General features: G+C 69.2%; 11 protein-coding genes and 1 pseudogene. 8 read left to right on the top strand and 4 right to left on the bottom strand.

The features are described from left to right. Window positions 1–72 precede the first annotated feature (72 nt). From alaS to AC5WS7_RS02695, 5 genes are all read left to right on the top strand, one after another. The gene (gene alaS / locus AC5WS7_RS02675) at window positions 73–2,736 is read left to right on the top strand and encodes an alanine--tRNA ligase (RefSeq protein WP_495952715.1); all 2,664 of its coding nucleotides are present in this window, start codon (window positions 73–75) and stop codon (window positions 2,734–2,736) included. Then, window positions 2,736–3,326 carry a Holliday junction resolvase RuvX gene (gene ruvX, locus AC5WS7_RS02680; protein WP_495952716.1) on the top strand — a complete coding sequence of 197 codons (591 nt, stop codon included), beginning with the start codon at window positions 2,736–2,738 and terminating at the stop codon, window positions 3,324–3,326. Before alaS ends, ruvX begins: the two co-directional genes overlap by 1 nt. After that, window positions 3,323–5,113 carry an endolytic transglycosylase MltG gene (gene mltG / locus AC5WS7_RS02685; protein ID WP_495952717.1) on the top strand — a complete coding sequence of 597 codons (1,791 nt, stop codon included), beginning with the start codon at window positions 3,323–3,325 and terminating at the stop codon, window positions 5,111–5,113. The genes ruvX and mltG overlap by 4 nt, the downstream gene beginning before the upstream one ends. Then, on the top strand, window positions 5,103–5,936 hold the full coding sequence (locus AC5WS7_RS02690) for a shikimate dehydrogenase (RefSeq protein WP_495952718.1): 834 nt from the start codon (window positions 5,103–5,105) through the stop codon (window positions 5,934–5,936). Before mltG ends, AC5WS7_RS02690 begins: the two co-directional genes overlap by 11 nt. Before the next feature lie 74 nt (window positions 5,937–6,010). Continuing rightward, complete coding sequence (locus AC5WS7_RS02695; protein ID WP_495952719.1) at window positions 6,011–6,493, top strand: B-4DMT family transporter; 483 nt, start codon at window positions 6,011–6,013, stop codon at window positions 6,491–6,493. Window positions 6,494–6,562: 69 nt separating this feature from the next. Here AC5WS7_RS02695 and aroB read toward each other — a convergent pair whose 3' ends face one another. The 4 genes and pseudogenes from aroB to AC5WS7_RS02715 all read right to left on the bottom strand — a co-directional run bounded on the left by aroB (window position 6,563) and on the right by AC5WS7_RS02715 (window position 10,833). Continuing rightward, window positions 6,563–7,681, bottom strand: a complete 1,119-nt coding sequence (gene aroB, locus AC5WS7_RS02700) for a 3-dehydroquinate synthase (protein ID WP_495952720.1) — start codon at window positions 7,679–7,681, stop codon at window positions 6,563–6,565. A gap of 788 nt (window positions 7,682–8,469) precedes the next feature. Beyond that, window positions 8,470–8,988, bottom strand: a pseudogene (locus AC5WS7_RS02705) (shikimate kinase); the annotation flags it as partial. After that, a complete protein-coding gene (aroC, locus tag AC5WS7_RS02710) occupies window positions 8,985–10,193 on the bottom strand; it encodes a chorismate synthase (RefSeq protein ID WP_495952721.1) in 1,209 nt (402 codons plus the stop codon). The pseudogene AC5WS7_RS02705 and the gene aroC, both read right to left, overlap by 4 nt. Before the next feature lie 184 nt (window positions 10,194–10,377). Then, window positions 10,378–10,833 carry an A24 family peptidase gene (locus AC5WS7_RS02715; RefSeq protein ID WP_495952722.1) on the bottom strand — a complete coding sequence of 152 codons (456 nt, stop codon included), beginning with the start codon at window positions 10,831–10,833 and terminating at the stop codon, window positions 10,378–10,380. Window positions 10,834–11,044: 211 nt separating this feature from the next. Between AC5WS7_RS02715 and AC5WS7_RS02720 the strand changes: the two genes are divergently transcribed. Genes AC5WS7_RS02720 through nusB form a run of 3 tightly spaced genes read left to right on the top strand, consistent with a single transcriptional unit; the run spans window position 11,045 to window position 13,298 of the window. Next, window positions 11,045–12,166, top strand: coding sequence for a M24 family metallopeptidase (locus AC5WS7_RS02720; protein ID WP_495952723.1), 1,122 nt, complete (start codon window positions 11,045–11,047; stop codon window positions 12,164–12,166). Window positions 12,167–12,198: 32 nt separating this feature from the next. Then, window positions 12,199–12,762 carry an elongation factor P gene (efp, locus tag AC5WS7_RS02725; RefSeq protein ID WP_495952724.1) on the top strand — a complete coding sequence of 188 codons (564 nt, stop codon included), beginning with the start codon at window positions 12,199–12,201 and terminating at the stop codon, window positions 12,760–12,762. Window positions 12,763–12,785: 23 nt separating this feature from the next. Further along, window positions 12,786–13,298 (top strand): transcription antitermination factor NusB, encoded by a 513-nt coding sequence (nusB, locus tag AC5WS7_RS02730; RefSeq protein ID WP_495952725.1) that lies wholly within the window; start codon window positions 12,786–12,788, stop codon window positions 13,296–13,298. The last annotated feature ends 34 nt before the right edge of the window (window positions 13,299–13,332 follow it).

The following is a 13,332-nucleotide window of genomic DNA, read 5'->3' on the forward strand; positions in this document are numbered from 1 at the left end:
AGAATCGAGCCTTGGGGGGCCGTGACCCGCCGGAGCGAAGCGGAGGCCAAGGGTACAGTAGGCTTGATATCTGTGCAGACCCACGAGATTCGACGGCGCTTCCTGGACCATTTCGTCCGTGCCGGCCACACCGAGGTGCCCAGTGCCTCCCTGATCCTGGCCGACCCCAACCTGCTGTTCGTCAACGCAGGCATGGTGCAGTTCGTGCCGTATTTCCTCGGTCAGCAAACCCCGGCGTTCGCGACCGCGACGAGCGTGCAGAAGTGCGTGCGCACGCTGGACATCGAGAACGTCGGCATCACCACCCGGCACAACACCTTCTTCCAGATGGCCGGCAACTTCAGCTTCGGCGACTACTTCAAGCGCGGGGCGATCGAGCTGGCCTGGTCGCTGCTGACCGGGTCGGTCGAGGACGGCGGCTACGGCTTCGATCCCGAAAAGCTCTGGGCCACAGTCTATCTGGACGATGACGAGGCCGAGAAGATCTGGCTGTCGGTCGGTGTGCCGCCCGAGCGGATCCAGCGCCGCGGCATGGCGGACAACTACTGGTCCATGGGCATTCCCGGTCCGTGCGGCCCGTGCTCGGAGATCTACTACGACCGCGGCCCGGAGTACGGGCGTGAGGGCGGGCCCGAGGCCGACGAGGATCGCTACCTCGAGATCTGGAACCTCGTGTTCATGCAGAACGAGCGTGGCCAGGGGCGCGGCAAGGACGATTTCGAGATCCTCGGCCGGCTGCCGAAGAAGAATATCGACACCGGTATGGGTGTCGAGCGCGTCGCGTTCCTGCTGCAGGGTGTGGACAACGTCTACGAGACCGATCTGCTGCGCCCCCTCATCACCCGGGCCGAGGAGCTGACCGGCCGGGCGTACGGCGTGGAACACTCCGACGACGTGCGGTTCCGCGTCATCGCCGATCACGCCCGCACCGCGGCCATGCTGATCGCCGACGGCGTGAATCCTGGTAACGACGGCCGCGGTTACGTGCTGCGCCGCCTGCTGCGCCGCATCGTGCGCTCGGCCCGGCTGCTGGGTGCGGACAAGCCGGTGATGAGCGAGTTCATGTCGGTCGTGAGCGAGCTGATGGCTCCCTCGTATCCGGAGCTGGCCACCGATCTCGTGCGGATCGAGACGGTCGCGGTCGGTGAGGAGACCGCGTTCCTCAAGACGCTGGCCACCGGTTCGAAGCTGTTCGACGACACCGTGGCCGAGGTGCGCTCGGCCGGCGGGGCGCGGATCGCCGGTTCGGACGCGTTCACCCTGCACGACACCTACGGCTTCCCGATCGATCTGACCCTGGAAATGGCCGCCGAGGCCGGACTCGAGGTCGACGAGGCGGGCTTCCGCTCGCTGATGGCCGAGCAGCGCCAGCGCGCCAAGGAGGACGCCCAGTCCCGCAAGCACGCGCACGCCGACCTGACCATCTACAAGGAGCTGGTCGACCGCGGCCCGACGGAGTTCACCGGATTCGACGAACTCACCTCGGAGGCAAAGGTTCTCGCGCTCATCTCGGACGGCGTGCGGGTTCCGGTGGCTTCGGCGGGACAGAGCGTCGAGGTGATCCTGGATCGCAGCCCGCTGTACGCGGAGTCCGGCGGCCAGATCGCCGACCGGGGTTCGCTCACCGCGTCGGGGCTGAAGGTGCGTGTCAACGACGTACAGAAGATCGCCAAGCAGCTGTGGGTGCACAAGACCACGGTCGAACAGGGCATGATCACCGAGGGTGACACGGTGCTGGCGCAGGTCGATCCGTCCTGGCGGCAGGGCGCGACCCAGGGGCACTCGGGCACGCATATGGTGCATGCCGCGCTGCGTCAGGTGCTCGGCCCGAACGCGGTGCAGGCCGGTTCGCTGAACAAGCCGGGCTATCTGCGCTTCGACTTCAACTGGCAGGGCCAGCTGTCCGAATCACAGAAGGCCGATATCGAGGCGGTCTCCAATGACGCCGTGGGTGCGGACTTCCCGGTGAACACGTTCGTCACCGATCTGCCCAAGGCCAAGGCGATGGGCGCGATGGCGCTGTTCGGCGAGAACTACGGCGACGAGGTGCGCGTCGTGGAGATCGGCGGCCCGTTCTCGATGGAGCTGTGCGGCGGTACGCACGTCGAGCACTCCTCGCAGATCGGCCCGATCACCGTGCTCGGTGAGTCCTCGGTCGGTTCGGGCGTGCGGCGTGTGGAGGCGTTCGTCGGCCTGGACTCGTACCGGTATCTGGCCAAGGAGCGCGCGCTGCTGGCCGGTGTCGCCTCCTCGTTGAAGGTGCCCAGCGAAGAGGTGCCCGCCCGCGTGGAGCAGTTGGTGGAGCGGCTCAAGGTCGCCGAGCGCGAACTCGAGCGGACCAAGGTGCAGGCCGTGCTGTCGCAGGCCGGAAAGTTCGTCGAGGACGCCGAGCGCGTCGGCCGGGTCCTGCTGGTCGCCGCGGCCGCGCCGGAGGGGGTCGGCGCGGGTGATCTGCGCACCCTGGCCGGGGATATCCGCGGCCGCTTCGGCAGTGAACCGGCCGTGGTGGTGCTGCTGGGCAACGATGGCGGCAAGGTGCCGTTCGTGGTGGCGGTGAACAAGCCCGCGCAGGATCTGGGCTTCAAGGCCGGCGATCTGGTCGGCAGCTTCGGTCCGAGCATCGCCGGACGCGGCGGCGGCAAGCCGGAGATGGCGCAGGGAGCGGGATCGGATCCGTCCGGGATCGCGCCCGGTCTGGTCGCCGTGCGCGCGCGGGTGGCCGAGCTCGCCGCCTGATGCACGACTCCCCGGGCGACCGGACTTCGGAGGGATCATCGCCGGCGTCCGGTTCGGTCTCCGATCGGCCGGATGCCGCGACCGACCCTGGTCGCGGGAGGCGGATCGGCATCGATGTGGGCACGGTCCGCATCGGCGTCGCCTCCTGCGATCCGGACGGAATTCTGGCCACTCCGGTCGAGACCGTGCCACGCGCCGGCAAGGGTAAGAGCGGTGCAGGTAGCGGGAAAGGCGCTCCGGCGACCGATCTGGCCCGAATTGCCGAGATTGTGCGGGAATACGAGGCCGTCGAGGTGATCGTCGGGCTTCCGCGCACACTTCGTGGCGAGAACGGCGCATCGGCGACACTCGCCGCAAGGTTTGCGAAGAGTTTGCAATCGGTGCTTCCCGATGTGCCGATAAGACTTTCCGACGAACGTTTGACTACGGTGGCAGCTGCACGTGCACTGCGAGACAGTGGAGTTCGCGCACGTGGGCAGCGGCAGATGATCGACCAGGCGGCGGCCGTATCGATCCTGCAAGGTTGGTTGGACGAACGGAGTGCGGTGCTAAGGTCGGCCGGTGACGCAGGCGGCGGGGTGGGCGAATGAATGACCGCTGGCTCCGTGCCGAAGAACGTCTTCGGCGCAGTACCGAGGAGCGGCGGTACCGTCGCTCGGACAATTGGGCCGAGGCGGACGATCGCGCGGCGCACAGTGCGCAGAACCGGGCCGTGCGCGGCTCGGAGCTGGGCGCGCCGCGCGGCGCCGAGCCCAGGCACGGCCGGCGTGCGCGCCATGCGGCCCCGGACGAGTGGGACGAACGCGAGGACGACACCACGGTCATCCCGGCGTATCGGGACGAGTACGAGGACGGGTATCCCAGCGGCGAGTTCGAGTACGGCGACAACGCCTACACCGGCGGGCATCGATACCTCGATCCGGACGACTACGCCGAGCCGGAGTACGCCGAGGAGTACTACGACCAGGAGCTCCCGGCCGAACCCGAACCCGCGCCGCGTCGCGCCCCGCAGCGCGGGCGAGGCGCGCGCGGGGAGACCGCTCGCACCCGGTCCGGCGGCACCCGGACGAATCGCAAGCAAGCCGGCGGCAAACCCGCGGCCCGGAAGTCCGGCACTCGTGGATCGGGTGCGGGAGCGCAGCGCACCCGTAAGCCGGGCTCGCGAGACGAGGCGCAACGCGGCCGGTCCGGGCGGGGACGTCGATCCCGGGTCGCGTCCCGTAAAGCGGCCGAGCGCAAACGTCGCCGCCGCAATCTGATCTATGTCGGCACGGTCTTCGTGGTGTTGTTCGCCGTCGCGGTGGTCTACGCCGGATACAAGTTCCTCGGCGGCTTCGGCGGACCCGACGATTACACCGGTGCGGCCGGGCCGTTGACGGTCGTGCATGTCGCGCCCGGCGACACCGCGGAACAGATCGCCAAGACGATGGTCGACCGGGGCGTGGTCAAGAGCACCGGCGCGTTCTATCAAGCGGCCGTGCGTGATTCGGGGATGAACTCGGTGCAGCCCGGCTATTACGCGGTGCCGACGCACAGCAAGGGCGCCGATGCGGTGACCGCGATGATGAGCAAGGACGCGCGGGTCGGCAACGTGGTCATCTCCGAGGGGCGGCGGCTGCACGATTCGACCGACGCGAACACCGGTTCCCGCAGCGAGGGGATCTACCGCAAGATCGCCGACGCCAGTTGCATCGGCACCGGCACCGCGAAGAAATGCGTCACCTACGAGCAACTCGACGCGGCCGGAGCGAGTGCCGATCTGAACGCGCTCGGCGTGCCGCAGTGGGCGATGGACTCGGTGCGCCAGGTGCCCGACCACACTCGTCAGCTCGAGGGTCTGATCGAGGCCGGCACCTGGGATTTCGACCCGAGCGGGACTCCGGAGCAGATTCTGGCCCAACTGGTCAGGCAGAGCGCGAAGAGTTACGAGTCCACCGGACTGCTGAGCACCAACGCCAACAAGCTGAACCCCTATCAGACGTTGACGGCGGCGTCGCTGGTCGAGCGCGAGGCCCTGCCTGCCGATATGGCCAAGGTGGCCCGAGTGATCGTGAACCGGCTCGCGGTCGATCAACCGCTGCAGTTCGATTCGACGGTGAACTACACCCTGGACAAGCTCGCGGTCGCCACCAGTGACGCCGATCGGGCCAAGCGCACCCCGTGGAACACCTACGCGATGTCCGGGTTGCCCGCGACGCCGATCGCCTCGCCCTCGCTGGGTGCGTTGCGCGCCATGGAGAATCCGACACCGGGGCCGTGGCTGTATTTCGTCACCGTGGACAAACAGGGCCAAACCCTGTTCACCGACAGCTACAGCGAACATCAGCGCAATATCGAAAAGGCCAGGCAGAGCGGAATTCTCGACAGTGGACACTAACGGCACCGCATCGGTGCGCACGCACCGCCGGGCGGCCGTGCTGGGCAGTCCGATCGCGCATTCCCGCTCCCCGCAGCTGCATCTGGCGGCATATCGCGCTCTCGGCCTGGATTGGAGCTACGAGCGCATCGAATGCACCGCTGAACAGCTGCCCGGTCTGGTCTCCGGACTGGGACCCGAATGGGTCGGTCTGTCGGTGACGATGCCCGGTAAGGTGGCCGCGCTCGAGTTCGCGGCCGAGCGCACCGAGCGGGCGATCCTGGTCGGTTCGGCGAATACGCTGATGCGCACCGCATCCGGATGGCGGGCGGACTGCACCGACGTGGACGGGGTGCGTGGCGCGCTGCGCGGCGGCGGGGTCGAGAAGGTCGCCGAGGCGGTGGTGGTCGGAGCGGGCGGTACCGCGCGGCCCGCGCTGTTGGCGCTATCGGAACTCGGGGCACACGCGGTCACGGTCGTCGCGCGCGACGCGGGCCGGGCCGCGAGCACGCTGGCATTGGCCGGCCGCCTGGGCATGTCGGCGACGGTGATCGATTTCGGCGCGCAGCGGCTCCGGGACGCGTGCGCCCGCGCCGACGCGGTGGTCAGCACGGTGCCCGCGAACGGCGCTGCGGCAGTGGCGGATTCGATCGCCGCGGCGCCGGTGGTGCTGGACGCCATCTACGATCCGTGGCCGACCCCGGTTGCCGAGGCGGTCCTGCGGGCCGGTCATACGGTGATCAGCGGGTTGCAGATGCTGTTGCACCAGGCCTACGGACAGGTCGAGCAGTTCACCGGCGCACCGGCGCCACGTGCGGCGATGATCGCGGCGCTGGAGGGCTGATCCGCCCGGCCGGGTTGCAGAACTGTAACCGGTTACTATTTTTCCGAATGCATCGGCAGGTTAGGGTGGACGACATGAATGCGTGGGTGTTACGCGCCATTGGTCTGGGTGTGCTGACGGTTGTCCTGCGAACCCTGCTGGGCTTCGGGATGATCAACTGGCCGACCCAGGGAGCTTGGATGCGCTTGGTCTGCCTGGTCGTATTGATCGCTGCCGGAGTGGCCTGGGGCCTGTTCGACGGTCGCGGCGATCGCCGGGCTCATCCGGATCCGGAGCGGGGCGGCGCGGATCTGACCATGCTCTGGCTGAAGGCGGGCGTGGTCGGCGGCCTGGGCTCGGGCGTGGTGGCCTGGGCGCTGGATTACATCCCGTCCTTCGATCTCGGCGACAACGGTCTGGGCTTCGAGATCACCGCGGGCGCCGCGTTCATCGTGCTGATGATCTTCGTCCCCGCCATGGTGGGCGTCGGGCTCGGGCGCTTCCTGGTCAACCGGGAGAACAACAAAGCGGCCGCGAACTCGCGGTCCTCGACGGATCACGCCGCCAGCCCAGCCTGACCTCTCGACAACGACGATGCCGTTCCGGATGCGATCCGGAACGGCATCTCGCGTTTCAGCGCGGCCTGTCTACAGCAGGATCGCGCCGCCCTCGGCGGCATCCTCGCGGGCGATGGTGGCGTAGGCGGCGGCCAGCAACGAGGGATCGGGCCCCTCGAGCCGGCCGGGTTTGGCCAGCCCGTCCAGGACGACGAAACGCAGCATCCCGGCTCGGTTCTTCTTGTCGGTCTGCATACCCTCCAGCAGTTGCGGCAGGGCGTCGGCGTCATAGCTGGTCGGCAGGCCCACACTGGCCAGGACGGCGCGATGCCGGTCGGCGGTGGCGTCGTCCAGGCGTCCGGCCAGACGGCCCAGTTCCGCGGCGAAGACCAGTCCCACCGAAACTGCCGCGCCGTGCCGCCACCGATACCGTTCGCGACGTTCGATGGCGTGGCCGAGGGTATGGCCGTAGTTGAGGATTTCCCGCAGGCTGGACTCCTTCAGATCGGCCGCCACCACATCGGCCTTCACCTGGATGGCGCGGCGCACCAGCTCCGGCAGCACATCACCGGTGGGGTCCAGGGCGGCCTTCGGATCGCGCTCGATCAGGTCCAGGATGACCGGGTCGGCGATGAATCCGGTCTTGATGATCTCGGCCATCCCGGCCACGATCTCGTTGTGCGGCACCGTCTCCAGGGTGGCCAGATCGACCAGGACCGCGGCGGGTTCGTGGAACGAGCCCACCAGATTCTTCCCGGCCTCGGTATTGATGCCCGTCTTACCGCCGACCGCCGCGTCCACCATGGCCAGCAGTGTGGTCGGCACGTGGATGACCTGCACGCCGCGCATCCAGGTGGCGGCCACGAATCCGGACAGGTCGGTGGCCGCGCCGCCGCCGAGTCCGATGACCAGGTCCTGGCGGGTGAGTCCGATGCGACCCAGAACCTCCCAGCAGAAACCTGCCACCGGCAGATCCTTACCGGCCTCGGCGTCCGGGATCTCGACGCGATGCGCGTCGATTCCCTTGTCGGCCAGGGCTTTGCGTACCACCTCGGCGGTCTCGGTGAGCGGCGGCTGATGGAAGATTGCGACGGTGCGGACGGCGGGCCGTCCGGTCACCTGTTCGACGAGGTCCTGCAGCAGGCCGCGCCCGATGATCACCGGATACGGCGCTGCGGTGCGGACGTCGATGCGGATCGGGTCGGTCATGCGGTCTGCTCCGATTCTTGTTGTGCTCGTAAGGTGCGTGCGCGGCGTGCCCGGTCCCAGCGGGATCGGCCCGGCGGTGTCGCATCATCCGAAACCTGTTGCGCGCCAGTTGTGTTCGGGGATGCGTCGGTCCGCTCCGATGAATCACCCGAGGCGGTGCGGCGTGAGGTGTCGTCGGCGGCAGTGTCGGGGGCGGGTCGCGGAGTCGGCGGTCCGGCGGGGCGTTTGGCCGCGCGGGAACGCCGTGTACCGGTCGTTCGAGGCGAGACGGCGTTCTGCGGGGCGGGCGCGGCGGCGGTCTCGGTGGCCGGTCGCGGGGGAGCGGCGCGCGTTCCGGATCGGGGCGAACCAGACTGAGATTGTTGTGCCGCAACGGAATTCGATCGCGAGGCGTTTCGTCGTCGCGGGGTGGACGCCTGGTCCGCAGCCGGTTGTGCGGCAGTGCCTCCGGTTCGCCCTTCGGCGGTGGCCGGCGAGTCCGGTGTCGTGTCGCGCCGGCCCTTCGAACGGCGACGGCCACCGCGCCGGGATCGCCGGGAACGGCGGCTGCTGGTCGCGCCGTCGGCGGTCGTGGCGTCCGGGGGAACCGCGTTCGGCTCGGCCGCATCGGCTGTCCGGTCGGGCGGCGTCGCCGACTGCGGTGTGCTGCTCGAAACCGCTTGTGTCGCAGCCTTGTTCGATCCGCGTGAGCGGCCGCCGCGGCGTCGGCGCCGGGATCGCCGGGCGGGGGCGTCGGAGGTGTCGGCGGGACGCGGCGGTGTCACCGCCGGCGCGACGGGTTCGAGGCCGAGCCGGGCCAGGATGTTGCGCACCACCCGGCCGGGGCTGCGGCCGTCGGTGCGTACCCGGACCGAGGCGACCTCACGGTAGAGCGGGCGGCGAAGTTGCATGAGTTCGCGGTATTTGGCCGAGGGGTCGGCACCGGCCAGCAGTGGCCGGTGGGTGGCGGCGCCGGTGCGCCGAAGTCCTTCGGCGACACTGATTTCCAGATAGACCACGGTGCGCTCGCGCAGCAGTTCCCGGGTCGCCGCCGACAGGATCGCGCCGCCGCCGAGTGAGATGATGCCGTCACCGGCCTGCACGGCGCGGCGGACCGTATCCTCCTCGATACGCCGGAATTCGGGTTCGCCCTCGGCGGTGAAGATCTCCGCGATGGTACGTCCGGTCTCGGCCTCGATCATCGCGTCGGTGTCGACCAGTTCGGCCCCGAGTTCCCGGGCCAGTTTGCGGCCGATCGTGGATTTGCCCGCTCCGGGCGGCCCGACCAGCACCACGCAGGGCCGGTGCGGGCCGGTCTCGCGGGTCATGAGACCGCGGAGCCCGATGGCACATGGGGACGGGCGTTGATCCGTTTCAGATAGCCGTCGATATTGCCGATGGTCTCGGGTAGCGAGTCCCCGCCGAACTTATCCAGCGCGGCCTGGGCCACCACCAGCGCGACCATCGATTCCGCGACTACACCGGCGGCGGGCACCGCGCACACGTCCGAACGCTGGTGGATCGCGACCGCCTCGTCACCGGTGCTCATGTCGACCGTGGACAGCGCCCGCGGGACCGTCGAGATCGGCTTCATCGCCGCGCGCACCCGCAGCGGCTCGCCGTTGGTCATCCCGCCTTCCAGGCCGCCGGCCCGGTTCGTCGAGCGCAGCACGCCGTCGGGGCCGGGCCGCATCTCGTCGTGGGCGGCGCTGCCTCGCCGCCGCGCGGTCTCGAAACCGTCGCCGACCTCGACGCCCTTGATCGCCTGAATGCCCATCAACGCGGCCGCCAGGCGCGAATCGAGCCGGTTCTCGCCGCTGGTGAACGATCCCAGCCCGACCGGCAGGCCCTCCACTACGACCTCGACCACGCCGCCCAGGGTGTCGCCGTCCTTCTTCGCGGCCTCGATCTCCGCGATCATCGCCGCCTCGGCGTCCTTGTCGAACGCGCGGACCGGGCTCTCGTCGATCGCGGGCAGATCCGCGGCGCCCGGCACGACACCGGCGGGCGCGGTCGCGGTGCCGATGGATACGACATGGGAGATGACCTCCACGCCGAATGCCTGGCGCAGGAAGTGCCGCGCGACCGTGCCCACGGCGACCCGGGCCGCGGTCTCGCGGGCGCTGGCCCGTTCCAGGACCGGACGCGCGTCGTCGAAGCCGTATTTGAGCATGCCGGAGTAGTCCGCGTGACCCGGGCGGGGCCGGGTGAGCGGCGCGTTGCGGGCCAGTTCGGCCAGTTGCGCCTCGTCCACCGGATCCGCGGCCATCACCTCGGTCCACTTGGGCCACTCGGAGTTCGCGATCTCGATCGCCACCGGACCGCCCATCGTGCGCCCGTGCCGGACGCCGCCGATCACGGTGACCTGGTCGGCCTCGAACTTCATCCGCGCACCGCGGCCGTAGCCCAGGCGTCGACGCGCCAACTGCCCCGAGATATCGGCAGAGGTCACCTCGACGCCGGCCACCATCCCCTCGAGGATCGCGACGAGGGCGGGACCATGGGATTCTCCGGCAGTTATCCAGCGCAGCACGTCTCCTATCTTTCCACGTCAACACCGCTGCCCGGACATCTGGCCCGCCGTCGTGCGAACGGGCGCGCCCGATGGCGGCGTGGTGCGGGTCCGCGTGGGCCGGTGAACGGACGGCGAAATCGCAGCTACGCGGGCATCGTGCCGCGGACCGGTATCGAGCCGGGGAACGCGGACCGTGACCGGGTCAGCGAGCCAGCAGCAGCGCGGTGAGCGTCGCCAGGCACATGGCCGGTCCGTGCGGCAACGCCCGATCCGCGGGACCGGCCCGGGCCGGCCGGCCACGCACCCGGATCACCATTCCGGCCAGTGCGGTGAGAACAGGGGCGGCGAGCGCGGCCCACACCCACACCTGCGCGCCGCCGCAGGCCGCCGCCGCCCCGAGTCCGAACGCCAATTTCACATCTCCCGCACCGAAGGCGGCTGGAAACACCAGATGGATCAGCAGATAGGGCGCCGCGAGCAGGAGTGCGCCGACCATCGCGGCGGTGCCGTGTCCGGTCGCCGTCGCGACAGCCGGTACGGTTACCGCGCCGGCCGCGGTGAGCGGATTGGGCAGGCGGCGCTCACGCAGATCGATGACGCTCAGCAGAACGCACCATCCGGTGAGGGCCAGGAACGCGGCGGCAGTGGCGAAGGACATGAGCTAATCGTGCCCGCGCCGAAGCGGCCGCGGCGGCCTCGACCAGGAAATGTGGATTACTCCACGATTGTGAATAACAACTGCTTCAGAAGTTTGCCGGGCAGGACGTTCGCCCAGCATGCCGAGCGGGAAGCCGATCCGGCCGGGCTGTGTAGCAGCATGGGGATACGACATGGGGATGTTCCGCCCGGACAGCGGTAGCGTTGAAACCATGTCTGCTGATCACGGTGCCCGGCGCCCCGACCACGGGGCCCGCCGGGCCGCGCTGCGGGACCTGCTGGTGGAGAACGGGGTCGATGCCCTGCTGGTGACGGACCTGGTGAACATCCGGTATCTGACCGGATTCACCGGATCCAATGCCGCCCTGCTGGTGTATGCCTGGGACACCTCCGAGGCGCGCACCGTGATCTGCACCGACGGCCGGTACATCACCCAGGTCGGCGAGCAGGTGCCGGATCTGCGCGCGGAGATCGCGCGGGCCAGCGCGCGGCGGATCGTGGAACTGGCCGGGGAGTGGCAGACCGGTCGCGTCGGCTTCGAGAGCCACGTCGTCACGGTCGACCAGCATCGCGGCTTCATCGAACAGGGCACCGGGCTGGAACTGGTCGCGGTGCCCGGTCTGGTGGAACAGCTGCGCATGGTCAAGGACGACTACGAGGTGGACCGGCTGCGCGCGGCCTGCGCGGCGGCCGACGCGGCGCTGGCCGTGCTGCTCGAGCGAGGCGGTATCCGCCCCGGCCGCACCGAGCGGCAGGTCGCGCGGGACCTGGAGTGGCTGATGTTCGAGCATGGCGCGCGGGCGGTGGCATTCGAGACCATCGTCGCCGCGGGCGCGAATTCGGCTGTGCCGCATCATCGTCCCACCGATGCGGTGCTGGCCCCGGGCGATTTCGTGAAACTCGACTTCGGCGCGGTCGTCGACGGCTACCACTCGGATATGACCCGAACCGTGGTTCTCGGCGAGCCCGACGACTGGCAGCGTGAGGTGTACGGCCTGGTCCGGGAGTCGCAGCGGGCGGGGCGCAAGGCGTTGAAGCCGGGGGTGGGATGCGCCGAGGTGGACGCGGCCGCGCGCGGCGTGATCGAGGCGGCCGGGCACGGCGAGCTGTTCGTGCACGGGCTCGGTCACGGCGTCGGTCTGCGTATCCACGAAGCGCCCGGTCTCGCGAAAACCGGCACGGGTACACTGCTCGATGGCGTGGCGGTGACCGTCGAACCAGGTGTGTACTTCCCGGGCCGCGGCGGTGTCCGGATCGAGGATACCCTCGTGGTACGCGAGGGGGGTCCCGAGCTGCTCACGCTCACCAGCAAAGACCTGACCGTCGTCGATTGACGCGCGGCCCGAGAACAGGAGATCCGAGGACAGTGGCGGACACCAGCGACTTCAAGAACGGCCTCGTGCTGAAGATCGACAATCAGCTCCAGCAGATCGTCGAGTTCCAGCACGTCAAGCCGGGCAAGGGGCCCGCGTTCGTGCGCACCAAGCTGAAGAACGTGCTGTCCGGCAAGGTGGTCGACAAGACGTTCAACGCCGGCGTGAAGGTCGAGACCGCGACGGTCGACCGGCGCGATATGACCTACCTGTACCACGACGGGTCGGACTACATCTTCATGGACGGCGACACGTTCGACCAGATCAACCTGGGCGAGAACGTGCTGGGCAAGTCCGCGGGCTTCCTGCTGGAGAACATGCAGGTCCAGGTCGCGATGCACGAGGGCGAGGCGCTGTACGTCGAGCTGCCCGTCGCGATCGACGTCGTGGTCACCCACACCGAGCCGGGCCTGCAGGGCGACCGGTCCAGCGCCGGCACCAAGCCCGCCACCGTGGAGACCGGCGCCGAGGTGCAGGTGCCGCTGTTCATCAACCAGGGTGACAAGCTGCGCATCGATACCCGCGACGGTTCCTACATCAGCCGCGTCAACTCCTGATCCGAGGGAAGAAGCCAGCGACTGTGGCCGATCAGCCCGGGGACAAGAAGTCCCAGTACAAGAAGCTCGGCGCCCGGCACAAAGCGCGCCGGCGCGCGGTGGACCTGCTGTTCGAGGCAGAGGCGCGCGACATCGACGTGACCGAGCTGATCGCGGAGCGGGTGCAGTTGTCCACCGGTGACGATTCGGTCGCACCGGTGAACCCGTACACCAGCACCCTGGTCGAGGGCGTGGCCGACGATCTGGATCGGGTGGACGGCACCATCGAGTCGTACCTGCAGGACTGGACGCTCCCGCGGCTGCCCGCCGTGGACCGCGCCATTCTGCGGGTCGCGGTGTGGGAGTTGTTCCACGCCAACGACGTTCCCCCGGTCGTGGCCGTGGACGAGGCGGTGGAGCTGGCCAAGGAGTTGTCCACCGACGATTCGCCGAGCTTCATCAACGGTGTGCTGGGCCAGGTGGTCCGCGTGGCGCCCCAGGTCCGCGCGGCCGCGGCGGCCACTCGAAACACACCGGTTTCAGGGTCCGAAGGTTAGGTCGTCCGGGACGCGCGGAGTCGTTCCGCGATCG

The sequence above is a fragment of the Nocardia sp. PLKS1-43 genome, from assembly GCF_059510335.1.